Genomic DNA, 25,724 nt, shown 5'->3' with positions numbered 1-25,724 from the left:
GGTCCGTGATATCAGGCCTTCATGCATCTCAAGCGGTTCATCGATTTTCTCGGCCTGACGCCGCCGTAGGCTTAAGCCTACCGAATCGTGTTCCGTCCGTGACCGGAGAGCGCTTGAGCGCCCGGTCATCAAGATGCCTGTCCCTGCTGACGCTTCGCGCGCGGGGACGATGAAAGCCATTCCCCATGAACCGTCAGTCCTTCCGGAGCGAGTGGGCTCCCGACGTCACGCGTGAAATCCTGGCCGGCACGGTGGTCGCCCTGGCGCTGATCCCGGAGGCCATCGCCTTCTCGATCATCGCGGGCGTCGACCCGAAAGTCGGGCTCTACGCTTCGTTCTGTATCGCCGTCATTTCCGCTTTCGCCGGTGGCCGTCCTGCCATGATTTCGGCTGCCACCGGCGCCATGTCCCTCGTCATGGTCACGCTCGTGAAGGAGCATGGGCTCGGCTACCTGTTCGCGGCCACCATTCTCACCGGGTTGCTCCAGATCGTCGCCAGTGCCGTACGCCTCGGCAACCTCATGCGCTTCGTCTCGCGCTCGGTGGTCACAGGCTTCGTCAACGCCCTGGCGATCCTCATCTTCCTCGCGCAGATGCCGGAGTTGATCGGCCGCGGGCCGGTCGTCTACGCCATGACCGCCATCGGCCTCGCGATGATCTACGGCCTCCCCTACCTGACGAAGGCCGTCCCCTCACCGTTGATCACGATCCTCGTTCTCACCGGAATCTCGGTCTGGTTCGGGTTCGACATCAGGACCGTGGGGGACATGGGTGCCCTGCCGAGCGAATTACCGGTCTTCGCCCTCCCCCAGGTGCCGTTCACTCTGGAGACGCTGCAGATCATCCTGCCCTATGCCCTCACCCTGGCGATGGTCGGCCTGCTCGAGAGCATGATGACGGCGGCCATCCTCGATGAGATGACCGACACGACCTCCAACAAGAACCGCGAATGCGCCGGCCAGGGCCTCGCCAACGTCACCTCCGGCCTCTTCGGCGGCATGGCCGGCTGCGCCATGATCGGGCAATCGGTCATCAACGTCTCGTCCGGCGGGCGGGGCCGTCTCTCGACGCTGTGGGCGGGCGCGTTCCTGCTGTTCCTCATCGTGGTTCTCGGCCCCTCTGTGGCGCGAATCCCGATGGCGGCCCTCGTCGCGGTAATGATCATGGTCTCGATCAACACCTTCCAGTGGAACTCCGTGCGGACCCTGCTGACCCACCCGAAGAGTTCGAGCGCAGTGATGCTCGGAACGGTGGCCGTCGTCGTGACGACGCATGACCTCGCCAAGGGCGTGCTGTTCGGGGTCGTTCTCTCGGGGTTGTTCTTCGCCCACAAGGTGACGCGGTTCTTCGGTATGTCGTCGGTACGCGACGAGGCCAGCCGCATCCGCACCTACCGGGTGACGGGCCAGATCTTCTTCGCCACCGCGGAGGCGTTCCATTCCGCCTTCGATTTCCGCGAGGACGACCTGAACGGGGTCGTGATCGATCTCTCCGCCTCGCATTTCTGGGACATCACCAGCATCAGTGCTCTCGATAGGGTGGTGCTGAAATTCCGGAACCACGGCATACCTGTCGAGATCGTCGGAATGAACACGGCGACGACCACCCTCGTCGATCGGGTCGGCACCCATCAGAAGCCCGGTGCGGCCCTCGCGGGGCCGGGTCACTGATCGACGGGACGAGCGGGATCGAGCGGGAGACTTGCCAAGCGCCCGAGCCCGTCGCTACAGCCGCGCGACGCATCACCCCTTGCCCGCGAGTGCTCCCATGACCGCCTACAAGCTCCTCCTCCTCCCCGGTGACGGCATCGGCCCGGAGGTGATGGCCCAGGTGAAGACCGTGATCGGTGCACTCGCCGAGACCGGTCTCGCCACGTTCGAGACCGAGACCGACCTCGTCGGCGGCTCGTCCATCGACGCTCACGGCGTGCCCCTCACCAACGAGGCCCTCGCGCGGGCGGACGCGGCGGATGCGATCCTGCTCGGCGCGGTGGGCGGCCCAAAATGGTCCGGCGTCGCCTACGACATCCGCCCCGAGGCCGGGCTTCTGCGGCTCCGCAAGGATCTCGGCCTGTTCGCGAATCTGCGGCCGGCGATCTGCTACCCGGCGCTGGCGGATGCGTCCGCGCTGAAACGCGAGCTCGTCGAGGGTCTCGACATCATGATCGTGCGCGAACTCACCGGCGGCGTCTATTTCGGTGAGCCGAAGGAAATCACCACCCTCCCCGACGGCACCAAGCGCGCCGTGGATACCCAGGTCTACACCACGGGCGAGATCGAGCGGATCGCCCATGTGGCCTTCGATCTGGCGCGCAAGCGCTCGGGCCGCGTGGCCTCGGCCGAGAAGCACAACGTGATGAAATCCGGCGTCCTGTGGAAGGAGGTCGTCACCAAGGTCCATTCCGAGCATTACAGCGATGTCGAGCTCGAGCATGTGCTCGCCGACAATTGCGCCATGCAGCTGGTGCGCCGCCCGAAGCAGTTCGACGTCCTCGTGACCGACAACCTCTTCGGCGACGTGCTCTCGGATGTAGCGGCGATGCTCACCGGCTCCCTCGGCATGCTGCCCTCCGCTTCGCTCGGAGCAGTGGATTCGAAGGGAAGCCGCAAGGCACTGTACGAGCCGGTCCATGGCTCGGCGCCCGATATTGCGGGCCAGGATCTCGCCAACCCCATCGCCATGATCGGCTCGCTCGCCATGGCGTTGCGCTACTCGTTCGGCCTCGGCGAGGCGGCCGACCTACTCGACGGCGCGATCACCGATGCGCTCGCGGCGGGTGCCCGAACGAAGGATATCGCCGGAGAGGGCGTGACGCCGCTGGGGACCGCCGGGATGGGCGAGGCCGTCGTGGCGGCTCTCAAGTCGCGGGTGCGCTGAAGCGAGAACCGCGGTCTCGTCCGGACATGAAAAAGGGGCCGACCCAACCGGGTCGGCGCCTTTTTCGGTCCATCGTCCGAAGACTGCTCTTAGTAGGGGTTGCCGTTGCGAGAGACGTATGAGGTGGGGTCGATTGCATCGACACCGGAGAAGTCGATGTTGTGGATCGCGCTGGAACGGGCGCCCACGAACGGGCCGTTGGTGATCGGATCGGGCAAGATCGCGCCGCCGAAACGATCGTTGCGGCCGTAGGGCGGCGAATTCAGGTAGCTGGCCGTGATGAAGTGCGGGTTGGTCGCCGGGTTGCTGATCGAACCGTTATTCGCCTCGACGACATTGCCGGCATCGAGCCAGCTGCGCGGACGGATGCGGATCGGCAGCGGCTGGCTGACGCGGATACCGGGGGCGTAACGACCCTGCGCCTCGACAGCGGTGCTCGCGCCGACAGCGGTAAGGGTGAGTGCGCCCATCAGGGCAATCGTGGCAGTGCGCATGACGGACCTTCGTTGAACCTGTGTGAGATTAGGCCCGATTTCCTTAAGAAACTCGGCCATTCTTGGTGAGTAGACGTGCCAGCGGCGCTGTTGTTCCCGGCCTAAGGCCGCGCTTGGTCGCTTCGCCGCAGTTTCGCCTCATTATGTCGGATTCGGCGTTTCGAGATCGATCCGGTTTCTCCGGCGGCCTCTCGGTTGGGGACGGCCGCGACACGCGGCGCGCAGCCCTCTACCCGCCGTTCCTCGAACACGCGATACGCCGCTTCGAGGCCTGCGGAAGCTTGGCCATTCAGAACGAGCTTGTCCAGGGCGCAGACGATGGCCCGCGGCTCCGGCGGCTGGCTCAACGGAGCGCAGAGCCAGCCATCGATGCGCGGGGTCAGTGGAATCAGCCCGCTCTGCCCCGCATTGGAGAAACCGGTACAGATCCGCGTCACCGGACCGCTCAACGTGGCTTCCAAGGTCTCGAGCGGACCGAACTTGGTAGCGATCAACCCTCGTTCGCCGGATCGTACGACGGCGAGTCCCTGCCCGTCCGCGGCCCGTCGAGCGATGGTGACGAACAGGCTCACGGGAGGTGTGGAGCCCTCTGTGACGGTGAGGCTGAGATAGGGTGCATCCGCCGCGTCGAATTTACCCTGTGAGAGACGGTCCTCCCGCTGGCCCGTGGCCGGGTTGATCCGTGCTGGCTCGATCTTCGCCTGATCGAGGGCGTCAGGATCGTCGAGCCGATAACGCGGGGCCGTTTCGGCAATGGGCAGAGCCTGGCGAACATTCACGGCGGCGGTGGGGACGAACGGCTGGGCATTCGTGTCGGTCGAGACAATCGCCCCCGACTTCGTCTCATCGTGTTTCGGCTCACCACCGACGAACTGCCCGGCTGCGCCGACACAAGCGAGTGCCGCGACACAAGGCACGGCAAGCCGCAATGACGAGCGAGCCTTGCGCTTGGGGAGCCGATGGCTGGTTTCGTCCTGTACGGCGATGCGATGCATGAAACCCTGAAACCGGTGACTCTTCTGGAGGCTTTCGCCGCGTGCGAGCGACCATGCTCTCGAGGCTCCGTAGGCCGGGTTTCACACCGGGTGACCGGACGAGGGTTTTCGATTTTGCGGTGAATCAATCGTTGCCCGATACACCTTGCGTCTATCGGCAGGTCCTGTTTGTGCCGCGACGAAAGTCTCGCGTGCAGCGCAACTCTTGACAGTCGCGGAGACGAGGCGTCTTGCTCCGCCGCTTGAAGTCAAAGTGGTCCTATCGAAGGGTCGAACGGGACGGGGCGTGCCGGCAAGTCCGCGGGACGACGCGTTTTCGCAGCCGGCCGGTTAATCAGGTCGTGATCGGGAAACCCTGCGGATTCTCATGGGACCGGTACACGGAGACTTGCCAACGACCCTGCCAGCGGTGCCGAGGCGATGAGCCCGGCCCTGGCGGGGAACCAGGGCATCACGAAGCGGAGTTGGAGAGATGGGTTACAAGGTCGCCGTCGTCGGTGCCACGGGCAATGTTGGCCGTGAGATGCTCGACATCCTGTCGGAGCGGGCGTTCCCCGCCGATGAGGTCGTGGCTATCGCCTCGCGCCGCAGCGCCGGGCAGGAAGTCTCTTTCGGTGACAAGATCCTGAAGGTGAAGGCGCTCGACACCTACGATTTCTCCGACACCGATATTTGCCTGATGTCCGCTGGCGGCGAGACGTCGAAGGAATGGTCGCCGCGCATCGGCCAGACCGGCTGCGTCGTCATCGATAATTCGTCGGCCTTTCGCTACCATCCCGACGTGCCGCTGATCGTTCCGGAAGTGAATCCGGAAGCCATCACCGGCTTCTCGAAGATGAACATCATCGCCAACCCGAACTGCTCCACGGCGCAGCTCGTCGTCGCCTTGAAGCCCCTGCACGACGTGGCCAAGATCACCCGCGTGGTGGTGGCGACCTATCAGTCGGTCTCCGGCGCCGGCAAGGAAGCCATGGACGAGCTGTTCCAGCAGACCCGTTCGGTCTTCACCGCCGGTCAGATGACCATGGAGAAGTTCCCCAAGCGCATCGCCTTCAACGTCATCCCGCAGATCGACGTGTTCCTCGACGACGGCTCCACCAAGGAAGAGTGGAAGATGGTGGCCGAGACCAAGAAGATGCTCGATCCTAAGATCAAGCTGACGGCGACCTGCGTGCGCGTGCCGGTGTTCATCGGCCATGCCGAGGCGGTGAACGTCGAATTCGAGCACCCGATCTCTCCCGAAGAGGCCACCGCCCTCCTCCGTTCGGCACCAGGCATCCTGGTCGTCGATAAGCGTGAGCCCGGCGGCTACATGACCCCGCACGAGGCGGCCGGCGAGGACGCAACCTATGTCTCGCGCATCCGCGCGGATTCGACGGTCGATAACGGCCTCTCGTTCTGGTGCGTCGCCGATAACCTGCGCAAGGGCGCGGCCCTGAACACGGTGCAGATCGCCGAGATGCTGATCAACCGGAAGCTCCTGAAGGAGCGGGCAGCGGCCTGATCACTCCACTTCCAGTCCTCGGGCCGAAACCCATCGACCGGCCATTGTCATTGACGCCGTCCCGTTCACGGGGCGGCGTTTTTTTATGGCCAATCCCCCTAACGAAGCAGGAGGAAATGCATTTCAATTGAAAATGTTCCTATTTTAGGATAGCCAGGATTAGAACAAAACACGAACATTGGTGATCGCGATGTGGGGCACTTCCAAACGCGGGCATGAAGCCGAAACCCTCCGTCGCCAACTCGCCATACTGGCGACGGAGACAAAACTGATCCGACTCCAGCAGAGCCTGGACCGGAAGTACGATCCAGCCCAGCCCCGTGCGCCCGCCGGCCAAAGCGATGGTGGGCGGTGGGTCTCCGACGGAGGCGTCGGAGGCAGTCGCCTGACCGATCGTCCATCAACCGGTCAGACACTCCGATCCTCCATCGATAACGGAAGCACGTCAGGCAGGTCCACGCGAGAGGAAACCGTCACCAATAACGGGGCTCGGATTCTATCGCTGCGTATTCGCTCGGGACGCGGAGAGTGGGACGACCAGCACGCCGTCGTCACACCGGATGGCGAAAGCAGGATTTTCGAGAATTCGGGCGACGTTCAGACCATCCGCGACGGGGCATCGGGAGAGGTTCTCTCGCGTGGCGCGTTCGCGTTATCCGAATCGCAATCCCAGCCCACAATACAACAGGTCTTTCTGCCGGCTTTCGTCGTCGCTCCGGCCGTCAAGGTCACTCTTCAAGCGGCGGCGCTTCTCTTCACCTATCTGGAAGCTCGGAGGCCGGGATTCGGCAAGGCACCGGGCAGAACGGCACTGCGCTACGACTTCGACCCAGATCCGGACAAAAAACTTCCCCTCATTTGGGTTGGTCCGGTCGATCAGACGACACTCGACCAAGCTTGTCCACGCAACGCCGAAGTGCAAGCCGTAACGGACGAGGCGACGAAACGGCTGACAGCCTTGAATCCCCTTCTGACGAGACAGCAACTCGGCACCATGATCCATGTCGATATCGCACACACATTCATTGCCAGGGCTTATCCCGATGTGCGCGTCGAATTTTCGATAAGCAGTACCGGCGATGAAGCAGATTATGGAGAAAAGGGTTCAGCACGCCTCGATCTTTTCGAACTCTCACCAAATCAAACAGTCTGCGTCTATGATTATAAAACTGGATCGGCGGGGCTAAGCTCAAAAAGAGCGTTGTTTCTAGGCAGATCCGCCAAGAAATTTTGGCCGCAATCAAATGGTATAATTATCATTCAAGTGAGGCCGATAAAATGACGACCATTAAACAAATTAAAGGCCTTGCCAATAATTTGCTTGACAAAAATATTGATCTTGTCGCTGCTGGTAGAAACTCCTTCTGGCTTCTCCCCATCGAATCTATAGGACGATTGATCCACCTCGATCGGACGAGCAATCCGGCCTATTGCGTTGCAAGCTGGTACCTCGTCGAGTTCTTCATGCCCGGAGTTCGTTCATCGTCCTCACTCGGGCGATGCAGCGAAAGGATTGCCCGTTCTGAAGGCTTCGAGGGTGGCCAGGGCTGGTTCTGGTCCGACCCGACGATCTACGACGATTTCCTCACCCGCGTCGAAGCGGATGCCCTGGCGATCCTTCGCCCCCTGGACACGACGCGAAAGTGTCTCGACTTCGCCCGCACCCGTCCCGCCACGGTCGGACGTCTCGGTCTGGACTGGCATCTCGTCGCCTGCATTGCGCTCGGCGAACTCGATGAGGCTCGGACGATCTGGTCCAAGATAGGTAAGCATTACCGCAACGGGGCCGTGATGGAGGATGTGCACTGGCAGTTGATCAACGACCGGACCTGCCTCATCGGCGAGCCGCTCATGGCCGACGATCGGGACGCTCTCGCCACCTTGTTGCATCGCTGGGAAGCCGAGACCATCGTCGGAAGTCCCCTCGAACCATTTTGGAGACCGAGCCTGTTTCCCCTGGAGGAGGATGCATCGGCCGCCCCGTAAGTGGGCGAGAAGACTAGGGCGACAGGCAAGCCGGCATTAGACCGATGCCTCCAACGCCGCCACATCCCCACCACTGATCGCCGGCAGGCACCGGGTGATCCGCTCGGCATCCCAGTCCCACCACGCCACGGCCTGGAGCCGCGCGGCGATATCGGGCGGTACGCGCATCCGCACGAGCGTGGCCGGGTTGCCGGCGACGATGGCGTAGGGAGGTACGTCGCGGGTGACCACGGATTTGGCGGCGACCACGGCTCCGTCGCCGATGCGGATTCCCGGTAGGATCGTGCTGTCGTAACCGAGCCAGACATCGCTGCCGATCACCGTGTCGCCCCGGTTGGGAAAGGCCATCTCTTCGGGGAAGCGTCCGGCCCAGGCGCTGCCGAAGATAACGAACGGGTAGGTGGAGGGCGCGTCGAGGCGGTGGTTGCCCCCGTTCATGAGGAAGCGCGTGCCCGCCGCAAACGCGCAGAAGCGACCGATTCGCAAGCGGTCGCCCAGGAAGGCGAAGTGGTAAAGGATGTTGTCGAGGAAGGCCTCCGGGCCGGCAGGGTCGTCGTAATAGGTGTAGGCGCCGACCTCGACATTCGGCGGCAGTTCAAGATTGCGAATGAAGGTGATGCGGCTGTGTCCCGGGACGGGGTGGAGGCAGTCTGGATCGGGTCCGAATGACGAATCGGCAGTCATAGTCGGAGCTTCCTGAAAAGGGTTTGGGGAAGAAGCGGGATGGGCGCGCTCTACCGAGGAACGCCACGTGAAATAGCTTGAAACGAGGCGACGATCGGATTAGCTATAGAGCATCAGTTCTGGTTGCAGTCTTGAGGCTGCGGTTCGGGAGTGGGCCCCACCGGGTCCGCTCTTTTTTATTGCCGCAACGCCTCTCGCACCGGATCGCTTCACGCAAGGCCGGACATACAGCGCAGCATGGCGGACACTTCCGAAAAACGTCTGATCACTGAGACCGGCGTCGCCGCACGGGTCGTGCAGGTCATCGAGGCATCGATCGAGGGCCTCGGCTATCGCGTGGTCCGGGTGCGGGTGTCGAGCGCCAATGGCTGCACCGTGCAGATCATGGCCGAGCGGCCCGACGGCACCATGACGGTGGACGATTGCGAGACCGTGAGCCGGGCGATCTCTCCCCTCCTCGATCTCGATGACCCGGTGGGCAAGGCCTATTATCTGGAGATCTCCTCCCCCGGCATCGACCGGCCGCTGGTACGGGCCGTCGATTTCGAGCGTTGGGCCGGCTACGAAGCCAAGATCGAGCTGGCGATACCCCTCGACGGCCGGAAGCGGTTTCGCGGGATCATCCGAGCCCCCAACCCGGATGGCCTCACGGTGCCGATCGATCTGCCCGACGTGAAGGAGGGCCTGCCGAGCCGCATCGACCTTCCCCTCCGCGATCTCGGCGACGCCTACCTCGTCCTCACCGACGATCTCGTGCGTGAATCGCTCCGACGTGGCGGCGGGCCACCGCCGATGCTGGACGATGAGGACGAAGACGAGAGCGAGGAGGGTGACGAGGCTGAAGTCGCGCCTCCCGTCCCTCTCAAGAAAAAGGTCGAGCGGCCGCTGAAGCCCAAGGCGTCGGCCAAGCCCAAGCCGGAAAAGATCGAGACCGAGGCAAGTCGGGCCAACAAGGCCAAGCCAGTCCGCACCAAGGCGGTACGGGTCAAGGACGACGGCAAGCTTCATTAGAGCATTCGTTCGGAACTCCGGCGGGCGCCCAATGGTGCGCTGAGGGTTCCGAGAAGAACATACGACGAAAAGAAGGACGAAATCCGATGGCTGTCGTCAGCGCCAACAGACTCGAACTCCTGCAGATTGCCGAAGCGGTCGCCCGCGAGAAGGTGATCGACCGCTCCATCGTCATCGACGCCATGGAGGAGGCCATCGCCAAGGCCGCTCGCTCCCGTTACGGCGCGGAGACGGATGTCCATGCAGAGATCGACCCCAAGACCGGCGCGCTCCGCCTGTCCCGCCATCTCGTGGTGGTGGACGAGGTCGAGAACGACGCCCGCGAGGTCACACTGGATCAGGCTCGGCGCTACAATCCGGGCGCGCTCGTGGGGGACGTGATCTCCGACACGCTGCCGCCCTTCGATTTCGGCCGCGTCGCCGCTCAATCAGCCAAGCAGGTCATCGTTCAGAAGGTGCGTGACGCCGAGCGCGACCGTCAGTTCGACGAGTACAAGGACCGCATCGGCGAGATCGTCAACGGCCTGGTCAAGCGGGTCGAGTACGGCAACGTCATCGTCGATCTGGGACGCGGCGAGGGCATCGTGCGCCGTGACGAGATGATCCCGCGCGAGACCTTCCGCCCCGGCGACCGTATCCGCTCCTACCTGTTCGACGTGCGCCGCGAAGTGCGTGGACCGCAGATCTTTCTGTCGCGCTCCCACCCGCAATTCATGGCCAAGCTGTTCGGCCAGGAAGTGCCCGAAATCTATGACGGCATCGTCGAAGTGAAGGCGGTCGCCCGCGATCCGGGCTCGCGCGCCAAGATCGCCGTCATCTCGCGGGACGGCTCCATCGACCCCGTCGGTGCCTGTGTCGGCATGCGCGGCTCCCGCGTCCAGGCGGTTGTGGGCGAATTGCAGGGCGAGAAGGTCGACATCATCCCGTGGTCGGAAGACCAGGCGACCTTCATCGTCAATGCGCTCCAGCCCGCTGAAGTGGTCAAGGTGGTCCTCGACGAGGAGGCCGACCGCATCGAGGTGGTGGTGCCCGACGACCAGCTCTCGCTGGCGATCGGCCGTCGCGGCCAGAATGTGCGCCTCGCCTCACAGCTCACCGGGTGGGACATCGACATCCTCACCGAGGCCGAGGAATCCGAGCGGCGCCAGAAGGAATTCGCCGAGCGTACCGCGGTCTTCATGGCGGCCCTCGACGTCGACGAGACGGTAGGTCAGCTCCTCGCGGCGGAGGGTTTCCGGAACGTCGAGGAAATCGCCTATGTCGAGCCGGGCGAGCTCGCCAACATTCAGGGCCTCGACGAGGAAAGCGGCACGGAGATCCAGGCTCGCGCCCAGGATCACCTCGCCCGCGTCGAATCCGAATTCGATGCCAAGCGCCAGGAACTCGGCGTCGCTGACGACTTACGCGAGATCGATGGCGTGACCACGCCCATGCTCGTGGCCTTCGGCGAGAACGACGTGAAGTCGATAGAGGATCTCGCCGGCTGCGCCACGGATGACCTTGTCGGCTACACCGAAGGTCGCGGCCCCGAGGCCACCAAACATGCGGGCTATCTCGACGGGTTCGAAATCTCCCGTGCCGAGGCTGAGGCCATGATCATGGCGGCTCGCGTCAAGGCTGGTTGGATCGAAGCACCCGTTGAGGCTGACGAGGGCGAACAGACCGACGGGGAACCCGAGGCAGTCTGATCCCAGGCGACTTCACCGCCTTCTCCCTCAACGATCGTCGGAGACGAAATCGAGGGAGAAGGTGACGACAACGTCCAAGCGCAGAACGACCGGGTCAATGCTCGGGCCTCGAATCGCTACCCTGCCATAACGTGACTTGGCAGGTCCGGCACGGCCGAACAGCCCAAGACGTAGAAGGGTCCAACCGCCATATGACGGGCGAATACGCAGATGCAGCGCAAGATGCCGCTGAGCCGGAGCCGAGCACTTTGCTCGATTCCGGCTTCGGGCGCGGTCGGCGCAATGCAATGCGCACATGCCTTGTCACCCGAATGTCGCAGAATCTGGAAGGCATGATCCGCTTCGTTCTGTCTCCCGACGGGGAAGTGGTGACGGATCTGAAGGCGAAACTGCCAGGACGCGGCGCATGGCTCACTGCCAGTCGCGTCACGGTCGAGGCCGCGCTGAAGAAGCGGCTGTTCCAACGCGCCTTCAAGACCAAGGATGCGGCCGCACCGGCGGACCTCGGTGACAGGATCGCAGCGATCCTGCGGGAAGACCTGCGCCAATCCTTGTCGCTCGCCAACAAGGCAGGCTGCCTGGTCGCCGGTTTCGCCAAGGTCGAGTCCGCCATTGCGGACAAGGCAGGTGTCGCAGCAGTGATTCAAGCCTCCGACGGTAGCGCGGACGGTAGAAGGAAGATCGCCGCGGCATTGCACCGGAGGCATGGCGATGCCATATCCCGTGTCCCGGTCATCGATGATTTGTCCAATGCAGAATTGGACATGGCCTTGGGTCGGGATCATGTGATACATGCGGCGCTTGTCGCAGGAGTCGGGAGCACCGGCTGCCTTGCGCGTTGGCGTCGGCTACGCTCTTTCGAGGGCAGGCCTACGACAGCCGAGGAGGCCGGTTACGCCCGAGCAGGGCAAACCGCTTCGACTCTGCAGGACGACGACGAGACGGATTTACCCGGCGCACAGCAGTTTGCCGGTTCACGGGACGATGGAAACCCTCAGGGTTTGGACTGAATGAGCGATACGAATAATCCGGGCGACAAGACGCAGGCACGACCCCCCTCGAAGCCGCTGTCCTTGAAGCGCCCGATCGAGCAGGGAACGGTGCGTCAGAGCTTCTCCCATGGCCGCTCCAAGCAGGTCGTGGTCGAGACTGTGAAGCGCCGTGTCATCGGGGCGGCACCGGCCGCTCCTGTTCGCGAAACGCAACCGGTCGCTCCGGCGTCCCGTGTGGCGCCGCCCGCTCCCGCGGTCCCGCGTCCCGCCCAGCGGGCGGCGTCCGGCGTCGTGCTTCGGACATTGAGCGAGCAGGAGCGCGATGCACGCGCCGCTGCCCTCGCCGATGCCCAGCGACGTGAGCAGGAAGCCCGCCGCAAGGTCGAGGAAGAGGCTGCAGTGCAGCGTGCTCGCGAGGCTGAGGTAGCCCGCCAGCGCGAGGCCGAGGAGCGTCGCCGCCAGGAAGAGGAGCGTCAGCGCGCCGAGGAGCAGGCTCGCCTGCGTGCCGAGGAAGAGGCTGCTCGCGAGGCGGCTCGCGCTGCCGAAGCCGCAGCCAAGGAAGCCGCCGCGGCGGCTCCTGCCGCAGCTGCTCCGTCTGCGCCCGCACGGCCCGTTTCCAAGACCGTGCCGATGGCTCCTGTCTCGGCTCCGATCTCGCCGGCCCCGAAGCCCGCTCCGGCAGCACCCGCTCCCGCACCGCAGGCTGCGGCGCCCGCGCGTCCGGCAGCTCCCGCTGCCCGTCCCCCTCTGACGGCTCGCCCGACGCCTGCAGAGCCGCGCAAGACCATCACGGCCGACGTGCGCAAGCCGCGCGATTTGAACTTCATGGCCCGCCCGGCTCCCGCACCCGAGCCTGAGGCGGCTCCCACCGCTGCCACGGCCGCACGTCCGGCCGGTGCGACGCCTGCCGCCCGCGCGCCGGGTCGGCCTCAGGCTGCCGAGGAGGAGAGCGAGCAGAAGCGCGTCATCCGCCGCCCTGGCATGCCGCTTAAGATCATCACGCCGCCCAAGACACCCAAGCAGCCGGGCGGCGACCGTAATCGTGGGCGCCTGACCATCGCCACCGCCACGTCAGGCGAGGACGAGCGTACACGCTCCGTTGCTTCGTTCCGTCGCCGCCAGCAGCGCATGAGCGGCAACCGGCAGGTGGAGCAGAAAGAGAAGCTCTCCCGCGAGGTGACGATCCCCGAGACGATCACCATCCAGGAACTCGCCAACCGCATGTCGGAGCGGGCCGTGGACGTGATTCGCTTGCTCATGAAGCAGGGTGAGATCCACAAGATCACCGACGTGATCGATTCGGATTCTGCCCAGCTCATCGCCGAGGAACTCGGCCACACCGTACGCCGCGTCGCCGAGTCCGACGTCGAAGAGGGCTTGTTCAACGACGAGCCGGATCTCGAAGAGGATCTCGATCCGCGTCCGCCCGTCGTGACCATCATGGGCCATGTCGATCACGGCAAGACCTCGCTGCTCGACGCCATCCGCAAGACGGCCGTCGTCTCCGGCGAAGCCGGTGGCATCACGCAGCATATCGGTGCCTATCAGGTCGCATCGCCATCCGGTGACATGGTCACCTTCATCGACACCCCCGGCCACGCGGCGTTCACCTCCATGCGCGCCCGTGGCGCCAAGGTGACGGATATCGTCGTGCTCGTGGTGGCGGCCGATGACGGTGTCATGCCCCAGACGGTGGAGGCGATCAGCCACGCGAAGGCGGCCGGCGTGCCGCTCATCGTGGCGATCAACAAGATCGACAAGCCCGATGCGAACCCGCAGCGGGTGCGTACCGAGCTTCTGCAGCATGACATCCAGGTCGAGTCCATGGGCGGCGAGACCCTGGAATTCGAAGTCTCCGCCAAGACCGGCGACGGTCTGCCGGATCTCCTCGAAGGTCTGCAGCTGCAGGCCGAAATCTTGAACCTGCGTGCCAACGAGGCACGCGACGGCGAGGGTACGGTCATCGAGGCCAAGCTCGATCGCGGTCGCGGTCCCGTCGCCACGGTGCTCGTGCAGCGCGGCACCCTCTTCACCGGCGACATCGTCGTTGCTGGTGCCGAGTGGGGGCGTGTCCGCGCCCTCATCGACGACAAGGGCGAGAGCATCCCTTATGCCGGCCCGTCGGTGCCGGTGGAGGTACTCGGCTTCAACGGAACTCCGGATGCGGGCGACCGCGTGGCGGTGGTACCGAACGAAGCCCGTGCCCGCGAAGTCACCGAGTATCGCGCCCGTCAGAAGCGTGAGCGGATTGCTGCACGAACTGGCGGTGCGAACCGCTCGCTCGTGGACATGATGCGCGACCTGAAGGAAGGCCTCGGCCGCAAGGAACTGGCTCTCGTCATCAAGGGCGACGTGCAGGGTTCAGTGGAAGCCATCATCGGCGCGTTGGAGAAGCTCGGCAACGACGAGGTGTCAGCGCGCATTCTGCTCGCGGGCGTCGGCGGCATCACCGAGTCGGACGTGACCTTGGCGGAGGCTTCGAAGGCCGTCGTCATCGGCTTCAACGTGCGTGCCCATAAGGAAGCGCGCGAGTCAGCCGAGAACAAGGGCGTCGAGATCCGCTACTACAACATCATCTACGACCTCGTGGATGACATCAAAGCGACCCTCTCGGGCATGCTGCCGCCGACCTTGCGCGAAGAGCGCCTCGGTGAGGCGCAGATCCTGCAGATCTTCGACGTGTCGAAGGTCGGTAAGATTGCCGGTTGTCGCGTCACCGACGGTGTCGTGCAGCGTGGCGCCCATGTCCGCCTGATCCGCGACAGCGTCGTGATCCACGAGGGCAAGCTGTCTCAGCTGAAGCGCCTCAAGGACGACGCGAAGGAAGTCGGTTCAGGTTACGAGTGCGGTATGTCCTTCGAGAACTTCCAGGACATGCGTGCTGGTGACACGATCGAGTGCTACCGGGTCGAGGAGATCCGCCGCACGCTCTAAAAGCGACGCGGCTTGACGAACCCGGCGGCTGCAGCGCGCGCTGCAGCCGCCGTTTTGTTTTGCAGACGGCCGGTACGTCTGAGCGCCCCCGCAAAACGGGGCGCCCAGTCCAGGCGATCCCGGATCCGAGACCCAAGCGACAATGGCTCAGAAACCCAATCCTAGTGGTCCTTCGCAGCGCCAGCAGCGCGTGGCCGAACTTATCCGCCACGCCATCGCAGAAGTGCTTCAGCGCGGCGACATCCAGGATCCTGTCCTGGGCTCGCATGTCATCACCGTGCCGGAAGTGCGTATGTCGCCCGATCTCAAGATCGCCACGGCCTACATCATGCCGCTCGGCGGCCTCGACGAGAAACCGGTCATCGCGGCTCTTGAACGCAACAAGAAAGCACTGCGTCAGGAAGTTGCCCGCCGGGTGAATTTGAAATTTGCGCCCGATCTACGCTTCCTGCGAGACGAGACCTTCGACGAAGCGGATCGGATCGACGCCCTTCTCAGGTCCGAGAAGGTGCGGCGCGATCTCGAATCGCAGCCGCGCGATGCGGACGAGCCAGACGCAGGCGTGTAGGTTCGGCCATCTCGACGAGGTTCATTGGACCCGGAAAGCGGACGCCTCGCGTTACACCCCATCAAGAACTGACCCTGGCGTCGATAGGTATTACGGAGCTGCCAAAGCTGCCGCTTCCATCGCGCCGCCGACGAGGACATCATGATCAACGATCCAACGATCGAGAATCCCGACGTCGCCACTCCGTCGCCCCACCGTTCCGGCGAGGAAAGACCCTCACAGGGTCGCCGCCAGCAGCGCGGCCAAGCCTCCGACAGGCCCAAGCGTCGCGATGTGAACGGTTGGGTCATCCTGGACAAAGGCGTCGGAATGACCTCGACCCATGCGGTCGCAGTGGTGAAGCGTGCCTTCAATGCGAAGAAGGCGGGCCATGCCGGCACGCTCGATCCATTGGCCTCCGGCATCCTGCCTATCGCCCTCGGCGAGGCGACTAAGACCGTTCCCTTCGTCATGGATGGCCGCAAGGCCTACATCTTCACCGTGACCTGGGGCATCGAGACGGATACCGACGATGCGGAAGGCCGTCCGGTTGCGACGAGCGACACACGGCCTGACCGCGCGCTCGTAGAGGCCGCGCTGCCCGCCTTCGTCGGAGCCATCGAGCAGGTCCCACCGCGCTACTCGGCGATCAAGATCGCCGGTGAACGTGCCTACGATCTCGCGCGCGACGGCGAAGTGGTGGAGCTCGTGGCGCGTCCGGTCCAGATCGACCATCTCTCCGTGGTGGAACATACGCCCGATCGCACGGTCATCGCGGCAGAGTGCGGCAAGGGCACCTATGTGCGCGCCATCGCCCGCGATCTCGGCCGGGTGCTCGGCTGCTACGGGCATGTCTCCGCCTTGCGCCGCACGCGCGTCGGGCCCTTCGCGGAGGCTGAGTCCTGCCTCGTCGCCACCCTCGAAGAGGGTGGACCGGATGGAAACGCCGCACATCTCCGTCCGGTGGAGACTGCGCTTGATGCGGTCGTTTCGGTGGCCGTCTCACGGGACATGGCGTTACGGCTCATGCGGGGCCAACCCGTCCTGCTGCGGGGACAAGATGCCCCCACGGAAGGCAAGGCCTTTGCGACCTGCGGCGGCATCCTCGTGGCCGTAGGCGATGTCGAGCGCGGTGAACTCGTCCCGCACCGCGTTTTCCATCTTGGTGGTACCGCGCGTCAGTCGTGAAATAGGCAGAAGCACTGCTACTGATAGTAGCATCTTATCGAGTGCCGATTGTATCGACAGGCTCAAGTTCTTCGGTTTAACTTACGAGTTGTTTACGCTCACATCTTCTTATCTCCCGCCGACAGCCGTTGGCGGGAGAGATTTACTTTTCCATTAGAAAGTTCGTTCTACGCGTGGCTCTATGACGAGCCGAAGCGAACATTCTGCAACGATCCTGCTGACGCGCTTCCGCCGGGATACCGACGGTGCGATCGCCATTTTCTTCGGCCTGCTCGCTGTTCCCCTGCTGATGCTGTCGGGATTGGTGATCGATTACGGCGTGAATTCGATGGCCCAACAGGGTCTTCAGGATGCCGCCGATTCAACAGTTATCTCGCTGCTCAAGCTCCCAGTGGCCACGACAACTGCCGAGCTTCAGACCAGGGCCGAGAACCAGATCAGGGCTGCCGCGCCCAGGTTGGTGGACGCCGACACGAAGATCACTGTTGCACGGGTGGAGAATACGATCACCGTTTCGGTCATCGCCAAGAGCCCGACCAGCATGACCAGGATCGCGGGCTATAATTCCTTCCCTGTCTCAGTCACGGCAGCAGGTATACGCGGATCGGGCAATCTCGAGATCGCCCTCGTTCTCGACAATACCGGATCGATGAGCGGTTCGAAGATCACCAACTTGAAGGCAGCCGCTAACGACCTTGTCACGAGTCTGTTCAGAGAGGCCGATCCCGCTAAGCCCAACGCCCTGAAAATCGGAATCGTCCCGTTCTCGATGACCGTGAATGTCGGTCCATCGAATGCAACCCAGTCATGGCTCGATAAGGATGCGAAGGCCTCCTATCACTCGGATATCTTTGTCTCCTCGGCGAACCGCCTGACCCTTTTCCGCCAAATGGGGGTCGCTTGGGGCGGGTGCGTCGAGAGCAGGCCAGCGCCCTACGACGTTCAAGATACACCGCCGTCGATCGCCAATCCCAATACCCTGTTCGTGCCCTTCTTCGCACCCGACGAATCCGATAAGGACCGGAACGCCGTCAACGATTACATGAGCGACTACACCACGACATCGACAGTGGCCGACCATCGGACGCGGCAGGGCCAGATCACAAAATATTCCAGGAATCCCATCTTACAAAAGGGCCGGATCAGCGACACCGTCCCCTATCGCTACGGGCCTAATTCCGGATGCGAGCTCCAGCCCATCACGCGTCTCACCACGTCACAATCTACGCTTACCAACGCAATCAACGCGATGACCATCGTCGGCGATACGAACATCGCTATGGGTCTGGTCTGGGGATGGCATCTGCTGTCGCCGAACGGCCCCTTCGCGGAGGGTGTGCCGTATGACGAAAAGAACACTCGGAAGTTCGTGATCCTGATGACGGACGGACAGAACGCCTCCTCTGTCAGCTCGTCCGCGAATGCATCGATCTATTCTGGCCTCGGCTTCAGCTGGCAGAATCGTATGTGGACCAATGCCAACACGACCGCGACCCGGACGGCGGCCATGAATGCACGGCTCTCAACCCTTTGCACGAACATAAAGAATGCGGGCATCACCATCTTTACGGTCCGCGTCGAGGTCACTGAAGGGGCCAGCGACATCCTCCGCAACTGTGCGAGCGGCACCGACAAGTTCTACGATGTCCAGAATTCCGCGACGCTGACCGACGCCTTCAGGGCTATTGGGTCGCAGATGAGCGAGATGCGGATTTCGCGATGAGGATCCGCTGGCCGTCCCGCCTGCTTTCGCGCTCATTCCGTGATTTTCCAGGCAATCGTCGCGGCGTAACGGCGGTCGAGTTCGGGATCGTCGGTGTTCCGTTCTTCATGCTGCTCGGTGCGTTGATCGAAGGCGCCATGTTGATGGTCGCCCAGATCTCGTTCGACAACGCCCTCGATCGGGCGGCGCGGGCCGTCTTCACCGGCACGTTTCAGCAAGGATCCAACAGTAGTAGTCCAGCGATCCGGCTCATTCAGGAAATGTGTAGAGGTGCCACGCTGTTCGACTGCAGCACGGACAAGATCAAGATCGAGGTCACTGCTACGGAGAGCAGCAACACTCTCGTGACCTGCTCGCCCTACGATAATGTGAGCCAGTCGATAGCGACGGGCTTCGGAAAGAAGTTCGAGTGTCCCAACGGAGACGACATCGTGACGATCTGCGCGATCGCGGCGATACCTCGCTATTTTCCAACGTCGAAGCTGATGCTGCCGCCTCTCCCCAACAACGAGCAAATGATCCGTTCGATGGTGGTCTTTCGCGCGGAGCCATACGCGCAGGGAAAATGTCAGGCGAATTGATGCGGGCGATCATTCAGTGTCGACGGATGATCACCGACCAGTCGGGCGTTTCCGCCATGGAATTCGCCCTCATCGCCCCCGTGATGATTCTGCTTTTCATGGGTTCGATCGAGTTGCCGCGTGCTTACACGACAGGACAGCATGCCAATCGCGCCGCGCGTTCCATGGCGGATCTGATCTCCCGAACGACATTGACCACGACGGAGATAGAGGGCGTCTATAAACTTGGCCGCAACATCATGGCGCCCTACGACGCCAGCGGAGCAAAGATCGTCCTCACGGCGGCAGGCGTCTACCAGCAGAACGACGGATCCCTCATAGCCAAGGTCTGCTCGAGCACGGCGGTCAACGCCCCGAAATATGCAGCTTCCACGATCCTTGGTGCGCCACCCCCATCGGAAGCTATGAAGCGGGCTCGCTATGTCATCGCAAAGATGACGATCTCCTATAAGCCTGTCTTTCCTGTCTTTCCGGCGTTGACATCCTTCTCGTTCGAGAAAGAAGTGACTTGGCCAATTCGCGCCACCAACGGGAAGGAGATCATACTCCCCGGTGGCGTGCCCTGCCCCGCAACGTGACAGATCAATCGCAGTCCGTGGCGGCTGCGACGGCTTGCTGTCTCCGAGACGATCAGGACGACGATCAGCGAGCCGGCAGCGCCGTCTCTATTACCCGAGCCCAGAGCGAGGCGCCGTACGGAATGGCGGCATCATTGAAATCATAATGCGGATGGTGGAGGCCTGCGCTGTCACCATTGCCCATGAAGATATAGGCGCCGGGCCGGTGAGCCAGCATGTAGGAGAAATCCTCCGCCGCCATCATCGGCGCGACATCACGCTCCACTCGTTCCTCGCCTACGATGCCCGCCGCCACGTCGGCGATGAAATCCGCTTCGGCCGGGTGGTTCTCGGTCACCGGATATCCGCCGCTGTAATCGACGCGGGCGGTGGCACCGTAGGCGGCGGCGGTGTTCGTCACGATGGCGCCGATGCGCTCCTGCATGGTGGCGCGCACCGTCTTCGAAAGCGCGCGCATGGTGCCCCGCATGGTCACCTGCTGGGGCAGTACGTTGAACGCATCGCCAGCTTCGAGGGCACAGACCGACACCACGCCACTTTCCAGCGGGTTGATGCTACGCGCGACCACCGATTGCAGTGCGATCACGACATGGCTCGCCACGAGAACGCTGTCGATGGCGAGATGCGGTTGCGCGGCATGGCCGCCGCGCCCTTCGATCGTGATGGTGAAGCGGTCGGTGGACGCCATGATCGGGCCGGGACGGATCGCGAAACGCCCGAGTTCCAGGCCCGGAATATTATGCAGGCCATAGACGGTCTCGACGCCGAAACGCTCCATCATTCCGTCTCGGACCATAGCTTCGCCGCCGCCGCCGCCCTCTTCCGCGGGCTGGAAGATCATCACTGCGGTCCCGTCGAAATCACGGGTCTCGGCGAGGTACTTGGCGGCGCCGAGAAGCATCGCGGTATGGCCATCGTGGCCACAGGCATGCATACGCCCCGGCGCGGTGGAACGATAGGTCAGATCCCGCACCTCCTGGATCGGCAGCGCGTCCATGTCCGCGCGCAGGCCGATGGCGCGGTTCGAACCGTGCGACCGGCCCCGGATGAGGCCGACGACCCCGGTGCGGCCGATGCCGGTGGCAATCTCGTCGCAGCCGAAATCCCGCAGCTTGTCGGCGACGAAGCCGGCAGTGCGATGGACGTCGTATTGCAGCTCCGGATGGGCGTGGAGGTCGTGCCGCCATGCGGTGATCTCATCCGCCAGAGCTGCGATCCGGTCGACGATGGGCATGGTGTCACGTCTCTTCGCGCGTCTTGGCTCGTCTCGGGCAGAGCCTCCCGACCATAGCGCATCCCAGCAAAGGCGAGGCCATTTAGATCGATTTAAAAGGCTACGGCCGACGGATCATGTGCAGAACGTGGCGCCAGGGGCTAGCGGGAGAGCGGCTTCGTCCGGCGAGGGCGTCGTGACTGTTGCGAATGCTCTGCGGCGAGGTCATCGAGAATGGGGCAATCCGGCCGGGAATCACCGCTGCAATGATCCGCAAGCGACGTCAGGGTGCGAGCCATCGCCTCCAACTCGCCGATGCGGCGACGCAGATCCGTCAGATGCTGCACGGCCAGGGCCTTCACCTGGGCGCTGGCACGTCCGCGATCCTGCCAAAGGGCGAGGAGGCCGGCGATATCCTCAACGGAAAAGCCGAGATCACGGGATCGGCGCACAAAGCGCAAGGTGTGCAAGTCGTTCTCGGCATAGAGCCGGTAACCGGAGGCCGTCCTGTCTGCCGGTGGCAGGAGGCCGGTCTCCTCATAATACCGGATCATCTTGGCCGAGACGCCCGTGGCCTTCGCCGCCTCGCCGATGGTGACGGAACCGCTCATCCCCGATCTCCGGCATGCCGGAGGCGAAGGGCGTTGGCGAGGACGAATACGCTCGACAGTGCCATGGCGCCCGCGGCCAGAACCGGCGACAGCAGGGGTCCGCCGAAAACGTAAAGCAGGCCCGCCGCAACCGGGATCAGGGCCACATTGTAGGCGAAAGCCCAGAACAGGTTCTGCGCGAGGTTGCGCATCACTGCACGCGAGAGCGCAATGGCGGAGACGATGCCGGATAGAGCACCCGCCATCAGCACCACGTCGGCGCTCTCCACGGCAATGTCGGTACCGGTCCCGATGGCAATGCCGATCTCGGCTTCGGCGAGGGCTGGCGCATCGTTGATACCATCCCCCACGAAAGCCACAGGTCCGAACCGGGCCCGCAAGGCTTGCACGGCCTCGACCTTACCGCCGGGGAGCACTTCGGCGGCGACCTCGGTGATCCCAAGCCTTGCCGCGACGCCGCTGGCAGCTCCCCGCGCATCACCCGTCACCATGGCGACGACCAGACCTTGTGCCTTGAGCGCCGAGACGGCCTCGGCTGCACCTGCCTTGATAGGGTCGGATACGGCGACGAGGGCGGCGATCCGTCCCTCGACAGCGACGTAGAGGGGGCTTTTCCCCGTACCCTCCAGCCGGGATGCAGCTTCCGCCAGATCGGCCACGGAGATGCCCAGCTTGTCCATATGGCGTCGCGCACCGACGATGACTTTCCGCCCGTCGACGCTCCCCTCGACACCGTGGCCGGGTAAAGCCTCGAATCGATCTGGGGGAATAAGAGTCAGGCCCCGCTTCAGAGCCGCATCGACGATGCTGCGCGCGACCGGATGCTCCGAGCGGGATTCGACGGATGCTACAAGTCCCAGCACTATATCCGCCTCGAAGCCCGGAGCCACCACGAAGTCGGTGAGTGCGGGCTTACCCTCGGTGAGCGTCCCGGTCTTGTCGAAGGCGACGACCTTGGCGTCGCGGAGAGCCTGCAAGGCGGCACCGTTGCGGAACAGCACGCCCAGTTCTGCCGCACGCCCCGTGCCGACCATGATCGAGGTCGGCGTCGCCAACCCCATGGCGCAGGGGCAGGCAATGATCAGAACGGCGATGGCGTTCACGAGGGCGAAGCCGAGGGCGGGGCTCGGTCCGAATGCCAGCCACGCCAGGAACGTCACCAACGCAGCGCCGAGAACCGCCGGGGCGAACCAACCCGTCACCCGGTCGACGAGCGCCTGGATCGGAAGCTTGCTGCCCTGCGCCGCCTGGACCATCGCCACGATCTGCGCCAGCACGGTCCGCGCGCCGATCGTATCGACGCGCAGATCGAGGCTGCCATTGGTGTTCAGCGTACCGCCAACCATGCGGCCACCCTCGCCCTTCGCCACGGGCACCGGCTCGCCGGTGATCATGCTCTCATCGACGAAGCTCCTACCCGCTACAACGACTCCATCGGCAGCCACACGTTCCCCCGGGCGGACTCGAACGATATCCCCGAGCCGCAAGTCAGCCAGGGGAATCTCGTCCTCACGACCGTCCCGCACGATTCGGGCCGTGGAAGGCGCCAGGGCGACCAGGCGTGCGATCGCCGCCCCCGTGCGCCCCTTTGCGCGGGCCTCAAGGACGCGGCCGAGGAGAATCAGGGTGACGATGAGAACGGAGGCCTCGAAGTACAGATGCGCCGTTCCCGGCGGCAGAATCTGGGGAGCGAGGACCGAAACCAGGGAGTAGACATAGGCCGCTCCCGACCCGAGAGCGACGAGGGCGTTCATATCGGGATGGCCGTTCAATAGAGCGGGAATCCCTCGACGGAAAAAGCGCCGCCCCGGCCACGCCAGGACGAGCGTCGCCAGAACGGCCTGCACCATTCCGGCTGCATCTCCGAAATGGGCATGGATCGCGTCGCCGAAGCCAGGGAGCAGATGTCCTCCCATGTCGAGGATGACGATGGGCGCCGACAGCATGGCTGAGAGGATGAGATCCCGCCGAAGGCCGGTGGTCTCGCGCTCATGCCGGTTCGCCTGCGCATCCCCTCCCCCGTTCTCGACGCCCGACGCGTCGTAACCGGCAGCGTTAACCGCTTCGACGAGATCCGCGATCGTAACGACGCCGTCAGCATGGCGCACAGTCGCCCGCCCGGTGGCGAGGTTCACGTTGGCCATCGTCACACCGGCGACGGCGTGAAGCGCGCGCTCCACGCGACCGACGCATGAGGCGCAGGACAAGCCACGGACAGACAACTCCGTCACCGCCTCCGGCACCTCGTAACCGGCCTTTCCGATGGCAGCCACGGCATGGGCAGGGTCGCCGTGGAGGATGAGGCTGGCCCGTCCGGTGGTGAGATTGACAGAGACGTCCGATACGCCGGGAAGTGCGGCGAGCACCCGCTCGACGCGGCCGACGCAGGACGCGCAGCTCATGCCGGTAACGGGAAGAGTGAGACGACGTCCCATGCCGGGACGCTGCTTCGGGGGAGCGATCACGTTATCCATGCACGACTATGTGGGGCTTCCCATCGTGGGAAGGTCAAGGCTGCGACGCATGGCTCATCACGTCGCGTGTGCATGGCGTCCGGGGCGTTTCCTTGTCATAGGGAGGCGATGATACAGCCTCTCGACACCTGCATGCGAACCCTGAGCGCGCTGATCACCTCCGACATCCCGGCGGGTGAGGCAGAGGCGAATGCCTGTATCGAGACCTATCTCGCGACGTTTCCCGGCCCGGCGAAGCAGGTGGCCGCTCTCAGCATGCTCGACCGTGCCGTCGACCAGCGCTTGAGCCCCTCCCCTTTCCTGCCTGTGCTGAAGGCCATCATCGAGGCGCAATATAGGCGCCTCGGCACCAGCCGGAACTGACCGACCCGGATCATCCGGTCGTCGACGCTCCTCCGGTCGATGGCTGTTCCGGGAGCAGGGCACGGACGGTCGTGCCCCGGTCGAGTTCGCTCTCGATGACGAGCCTGCCGCTGTGGCGATTGACGATATGCTTGACGATGGCGAGGCCGAGGCCCGTCCCGCCCTTCTGGCGGCTCGATGCGACATCGACCCGGTAGAACCGTTCGGTCAGGCGGGGAATATGCTCGGGCGCGATGCCGGGTCCGTCGTCTTTCACGCTCAGTGCGATCAGTGGTTTTCCGAATGCCGAGCGCAAGGTCCGTTCGAGGCCGACCACCACGTTGCCGCCGCCGTACTTGACCGCATTCTCTACAAGATTCTCGACCACGCGAGTGAGTTCGTCGCGTTCTCCTAGAACCGGATAGGCAGCGTCCGGTGCGTCGAGGATGATGGTCACGCCGCGCTCGCGCGCCAGCGGCCCCTGCATATCCACCATCTGCCGCGCGATCTGACCGAGATCGACGATCTGTGTCGGCGGAACGTGCTCGCGCAGCTCGATACGAGAGAGCGAAAGCAGGTCATCGACGAGGCGCGCCATGCGCTGTGCCTGGGTCTTCATGATGCCCAGGAATTTCTCCCTTGCGGGTGCATCGCCTTTAGCCGGCCCCTGCAGGGTCTCGATGAAACCCAGAAGTGAGGCGAGCGGCGTGCGAAGCTCGTGGCTGGCATTGGCGACGAAATCGACCCGCATCGCCTCGAGGCGACGCGCCGCTGTGAGATCGCGAAGGAACAGGACCACGTTGGGCTGTCCGCCCCCCGGCCCGTCCGGCATGGGCAGCGCGCCGATCTGAACCTCGAAGGCCCGTTCCGTCGGCACACGCGTCGTGTAGAGCGTCTTCAGCGGGGCGCCCGTGCGGAGCACCTCTTCGATCCCGTCCAGTACGTCTGGGGCTCTCAAGGCAAAGGAAAGCGGGTGCTTGACCTTCAATGCCGGCAGAAGCGTACGTGCAGCCGGATTGACTTCGATAACCACGCTACGCCGATCCACGAGGATCACCGGATCGGGGATGTTCGCCAGCAGGGCTTCGGCGATGGAATGCCGCTGGCGAGCGGTTCTCTCCGGGAGAGCGACTGTTCGGGGCCGGCTCAGACTGCCGGCAAGGCCACCGGCGGCGATGGCAGCCGCCCCAAAGGCGATGGTAATGACATCGAGATCACCTTTGAGGGACGTGGCCGAGGTCGTGATCGCGACGGCGATCCCTGCGCCGATCCAGGCCGATCTTCGCGCGCCCCGGGCCATCG

General features: G+C 63.9%; 22 protein-coding genes. 15 read left to right on the top strand and 7 right to left on the bottom strand.

Going from position 1 to position 25,724, the window contains the following annotated elements; translation table 11 throughout:
* Positions 1-185: 185 nt before the first annotated feature.
* Positions 186-1,670 carry a SulP family inorganic anion transporter gene (locus AC0IXR_RS04295; protein WP_471759838.1) on the top strand — a complete coding sequence of 495 codons (1,485 nt, stop codon included), beginning with the start codon at positions 186-188 and terminating at the stop codon, positions 1,668-1,670.
* 97 nt (positions 1,671-1,767) lie between these two features.
* Complete coding sequence (leuB, locus tag AC0IXR_RS04290) at positions 1,768-2,877, top strand: 3-isopropylmalate dehydrogenase (RefSeq protein WP_471759837.1); 1,110 nt, start codon at positions 1,768-1,770, stop codon at positions 2,875-2,877.
* A gap of 89 nt (positions 2,878-2,966) precedes the next feature.
* Here the strand turns inward: leuB and AC0IXR_RS04285 are convergent, their stop codons facing one another.
* Together AC0IXR_RS04285 and AC0IXR_RS04280 are read right to left on the bottom strand one after the other, a co-directional pair.
* On the bottom strand, positions 2,967-3,371 hold the full coding sequence (locus AC0IXR_RS04285) for a hypothetical protein (RefSeq protein ID WP_056431263.1): 405 nt from the start codon (positions 3,369-3,371) through the stop codon (positions 2,967-2,969).
* 101 nt (positions 3,372-3,472) lie between these two features.
* Positions 3,473-4,366 (bottom strand): hypothetical protein, encoded by an 894-nt coding sequence (locus tag AC0IXR_RS04280; RefSeq protein ID WP_056431266.1) that lies wholly within the window; start codon positions 4,364-4,366, stop codon positions 3,473-3,475.
* A 472-nt stretch (positions 4,367-4,838) separates the two neighbouring features.
* Between AC0IXR_RS04280 and AC0IXR_RS04275 the strand changes: the two genes are divergently transcribed.
* The 3 genes from AC0IXR_RS04275 to AC0IXR_RS04265 all read left to right on the top strand — a co-directional run bounded on the left by AC0IXR_RS04275 (position 4,839) and on the right by AC0IXR_RS04265 (position 7,856).
* On the top strand, positions 4,839-5,870 hold the full coding sequence (locus AC0IXR_RS04275) for an aspartate-semialdehyde dehydrogenase (protein WP_018044930.1): 1,032 nt from the start codon (positions 4,839-4,841) through the stop codon (positions 5,868-5,870).
* A 181-nt stretch (positions 5,871-6,051) separates the two neighbouring features.
* A complete protein-coding gene (locus tag AC0IXR_RS04270) occupies positions 6,052-7,152 on the top strand; it encodes a PD-(D/E)XK nuclease family protein (protein ID WP_471759836.1) in 1,101 nt (366 codons plus the stop codon).
* On the top strand, positions 7,149-7,856 hold the full coding sequence (locus AC0IXR_RS04265; protein WP_471759835.1) for a hypothetical protein: 708 nt from the start codon (positions 7,149-7,151) through the stop codon (positions 7,854-7,856). The genes AC0IXR_RS04270 and AC0IXR_RS04265 overlap by 4 nt, the downstream gene beginning before the upstream one ends.
* Positions 7,857-7,892: 36 nt before the next feature.
* On the opposite strand, the gene AC0IXR_RS04260 is transcribed toward AC0IXR_RS04265, so the two are convergent.
* A complete protein-coding gene (locus AC0IXR_RS04260; RefSeq protein ID WP_471759834.1) occupies positions 7,893-8,540 on the bottom strand; it encodes a CatB-related O-acetyltransferase in 648 nt (215 codons plus the stop codon).
* Positions 8,541-8,777: 237 nt separating this feature from the next.
* Here AC0IXR_RS04260 and rimP point away from each other — a divergent pair, with 237 nt between their 5' ends.
* From rimP to AC0IXR_RS04215, 9 genes are all read left to right on the top strand, one after another.
* Positions 8,778-9,551, top strand: coding sequence for a ribosome maturation factor RimP (gene rimP, locus AC0IXR_RS04255; RefSeq protein ID WP_311275050.1), 774 nt, complete (start codon positions 8,778-8,780; stop codon positions 9,549-9,551).
* An 86-nt stretch (positions 9,552-9,637) separates the two neighbouring features.
* On the top strand, positions 9,638-11,239 hold the full coding sequence (gene nusA / locus AC0IXR_RS04250; RefSeq protein WP_056431281.1) for a transcription termination factor NusA: 1,602 nt from the start codon (positions 9,638-9,640) through the stop codon (positions 11,237-11,239).
* Positions 11,240-11,430: 191 nt separating this feature from the next.
* On the top strand, positions 11,431-12,249 hold the full coding sequence (locus AC0IXR_RS04245; RefSeq protein WP_471759833.1) for an RNA-binding protein: 819 nt from the start codon (positions 11,431-11,433) through the stop codon (positions 12,247-12,249).
* Complete coding sequence (gene infB, locus AC0IXR_RS04240) at positions 12,250-15,165, top strand: translation initiation factor IF-2 (protein WP_471759832.1); 2,916 nt, start codon at positions 12,250-12,252, stop codon at positions 15,163-15,165.
* 142 nt (positions 15,166-15,307) lie between these two features.
* Positions 15,308-15,733, top strand: coding sequence for a 30S ribosome-binding factor RbfA (gene rbfA / locus AC0IXR_RS04235; RefSeq protein WP_419951985.1), 426 nt, complete (start codon positions 15,308-15,310; stop codon positions 15,731-15,733).
* Between the two features lie 141 nt (positions 15,734-15,874).
* On the top strand, positions 15,875-16,900 hold the full coding sequence (truB, locus tag AC0IXR_RS04230) for a tRNA pseudouridine(55) synthase TruB (protein ID WP_419951844.1): 1,026 nt from the start codon (positions 15,875-15,877) through the stop codon (positions 16,898-16,900).
* A 181-nt stretch (positions 16,901-17,081) separates the two neighbouring features.
* Positions 17,082-18,623, top strand: a complete 1,542-nt coding sequence (locus tag AC0IXR_RS04225) for a TadE/TadG family type IV pilus assembly protein (RefSeq protein ID WP_419951845.1) — start codon at positions 17,082-17,084, stop codon at positions 18,621-18,623.
* Positions 18,620-19,204: a TadE/TadG family type IV pilus assembly protein gene (locus AC0IXR_RS04220; protein WP_311275047.1), complete on the top strand. Its 585-nt coding sequence runs from the start codon at positions 18,620-18,622 to the stop codon at positions 19,202-19,204. The genes AC0IXR_RS04225 and AC0IXR_RS04220 overlap by 4 nt, the downstream gene beginning before the upstream one ends.
* Positions 19,204-19,782, top strand: coding sequence for a TadE/TadG family type IV pilus assembly protein (locus AC0IXR_RS04215; protein ID WP_056431305.1), 579 nt, complete (start codon positions 19,204-19,206; stop codon positions 19,780-19,782). Before AC0IXR_RS04220 ends, AC0IXR_RS04215 begins: the two co-directional genes overlap by 1 nt.
* A 64-nt stretch (positions 19,783-19,846) precedes the next feature.
* On the opposite strand, the gene AC0IXR_RS04210 is transcribed toward AC0IXR_RS04215, so the two are convergent.
* The 3 genes from AC0IXR_RS04210 to AC0IXR_RS04200 all read right to left on the bottom strand — a co-directional run bounded on the left by AC0IXR_RS04210 (position 19,847) and on the right by AC0IXR_RS04200 (position 24,080).
* Positions 19,847-21,016 (bottom strand): M20 aminoacylase family protein, encoded by a 1,170-nt coding sequence (locus AC0IXR_RS04210; RefSeq protein WP_311275045.1) that lies wholly within the window; start codon positions 21,014-21,016, stop codon positions 19,847-19,849.
* 140 nt (positions 21,017-21,156) lie between these two features.
* Positions 21,157-21,606 carry a Cu(I)-responsive transcriptional regulator gene (gene cueR, locus AC0IXR_RS04205; RefSeq protein WP_056431311.1) on the bottom strand — a complete coding sequence of 150 codons (450 nt, stop codon included), beginning with the start codon at positions 21,604-21,606 and terminating at the stop codon, positions 21,157-21,159.
* Positions 21,603-24,080, bottom strand: coding sequence for a heavy metal translocating P-type ATPase (locus AC0IXR_RS04200; RefSeq protein ID WP_471759831.1), 2,478 nt, complete (start codon positions 24,078-24,080; stop codon positions 21,603-21,605). Before AC0IXR_RS04200 ends, cueR begins: the two co-directional genes overlap by 4 nt.
* 132 nt (positions 24,081-24,212) lie before the next feature.
* Between AC0IXR_RS04200 and AC0IXR_RS04195 the strand changes: the two genes are divergently transcribed.
* Complete coding sequence (locus AC0IXR_RS04195; RefSeq protein ID WP_246747866.1) at positions 24,213-24,443, top strand: hypothetical protein; 231 nt, start codon at positions 24,213-24,215, stop codon at positions 24,441-24,443.
* A 10-nt stretch (positions 24,444-24,453) separates the two neighbouring features.
* Here AC0IXR_RS04195 and AC0IXR_RS04190 read toward each other — a convergent pair whose 3' ends face one another.
* Complete coding sequence (locus AC0IXR_RS04190; protein ID WP_471759830.1) at positions 24,454-25,722, bottom strand: ATP-binding protein; 1,269 nt, start codon at positions 25,720-25,722, stop codon at positions 24,454-24,456.
* Positions 25,723-25,724: the final 2 nt, after the last annotated feature.

The sequence above is a fragment of the Methylobacterium sp. AC832 genome, from assembly GCF_979256025.1.
This window is presented reverse-complemented; position numbering and strand designations above follow the sequence as displayed.

What these genes read in the sequence shown, in the direction of transcription:
- AC0IXR_RS04295 (WP_471759838.1), top strand. Translation starts at nt 186, where the DNA reads ATGAACCGTCAGTCCTTCCGGAGCGAGTGGGCTCCCGACGTCACGCGT.
- leuB (WP_471759837.1), top strand. Translation starts at nt 1,768, where the DNA reads ATGACCGCCTACAAGCTCCTCCTCCTCCCCGGTGACGGCATCGGCCCG.
- AC0IXR_RS04285 (WP_056431263.1), bottom strand. Translation starts at nt 3,371, where the DNA reads ATGCGCACTGCCACGATTGCCCTGATGGGCGCACTCACCCTTACCGCT.
- AC0IXR_RS04280 (WP_056431266.1), bottom strand. Translation starts at nt 4,366, where the DNA reads ATGCATCGCATCGCCGTACAGGACGAAACCAGCCATCGGCTCCCCAAG.
- AC0IXR_RS04275 (WP_018044930.1), top strand. Translation starts at nt 4,839, where the DNA reads ATGGGTTACAAGGTCGCCGTCGTCGGTGCCACGGGCAATGTTGGCCGT.
- AC0IXR_RS04265 (WP_471759835.1), top strand. Translation starts at nt 7,149, where the DNA reads ATGACGACCATTAAACAAATTAAAGGCCTTGCCAATAATTTGCTTGAC.
- AC0IXR_RS04260 (WP_471759834.1), bottom strand. Translation starts at nt 8,540, where the DNA reads ATGACTGCCGATTCGTCATTCGGACCCGATCCAGACTGCCTCCACCCC.
- rimP (WP_311275050.1), top strand. Translation starts at nt 8,778, where the DNA reads ATGGCGGACACTTCCGAAAAACGTCTGATCACTGAGACCGGCGTCGCC.
- nusA (WP_056431281.1), top strand. Translation starts at nt 9,638, where the DNA reads ATGGCTGTCGTCAGCGCCAACAGACTCGAACTCCTGCAGATTGCCGAA.
- AC0IXR_RS04245 (WP_471759833.1), top strand. Translation starts at nt 11,431, where the DNA reads ATGACGGGCGAATACGCAGATGCAGCGCAAGATGCCGCTGAGCCGGAG.
- infB (WP_471759832.1), top strand. Translation starts at nt 12,250, where the DNA reads ATGAGCGATACGAATAATCCGGGCGACAAGACGCAGGCACGACCCCCC.
- rbfA (WP_419951985.1), top strand. Translation starts at nt 15,308, where the DNA reads ATGGCTCAGAAACCCAATCCTAGTGGTCCTTCGCAGCGCCAGCAGCGC.
- truB (WP_419951844.1), top strand. Translation starts at nt 15,875, where the DNA reads ATGATCAACGATCCAACGATCGAGAATCCCGACGTCGCCACTCCGTCG.
- AC0IXR_RS04225 (WP_419951845.1), top strand. Translation starts at nt 17,082, where the DNA reads ATGACGAGCCGAAGCGAACATTCTGCAACGATCCTGCTGACGCGCTTC.
- AC0IXR_RS04220 (WP_311275047.1), top strand. Translation starts at nt 18,620, where the DNA reads ATGAGGATCCGCTGGCCGTCCCGCCTGCTTTCGCGCTCATTCCGTGAT.
- AC0IXR_RS04215 (WP_056431305.1), top strand. Translation starts at nt 19,204, where the DNA reads ATGCGGGCGATCATTCAGTGTCGACGGATGATCACCGACCAGTCGGGC.
- AC0IXR_RS04210 (WP_311275045.1), bottom strand. Translation starts at nt 21,016, where the DNA reads ATGCCCATCGTCGACCGGATCGCAGCTCTGGCGGATGAGATCACCGCA.
- cueR (WP_056431311.1), bottom strand. Translation starts at nt 21,606, where the DNA reads ATGAGCGGTTCCGTCACCATCGGCGAGGCGGCGAAGGCCACGGGCGTC.
- AC0IXR_RS04200 (WP_471759831.1), bottom strand. Translation starts at nt 24,080, where the DNA reads ATGGATAACGTGATCGCTCCCCCGAAGCAGCGTCCCGGCATGGGACGT.
- AC0IXR_RS04195 (WP_246747866.1), top strand. Translation starts at nt 24,213, where the DNA reads ATGCGAACCCTGAGCGCGCTGATCACCTCCGACATCCCGGCGGGTGAG.
- AC0IXR_RS04190 (WP_471759830.1), bottom strand. Translation starts at nt 25,722, where the DNA reads ATGGCCCGGGGCGCGCGAAGATCGGCCTGGATCGGCGCAGGGATCGCC.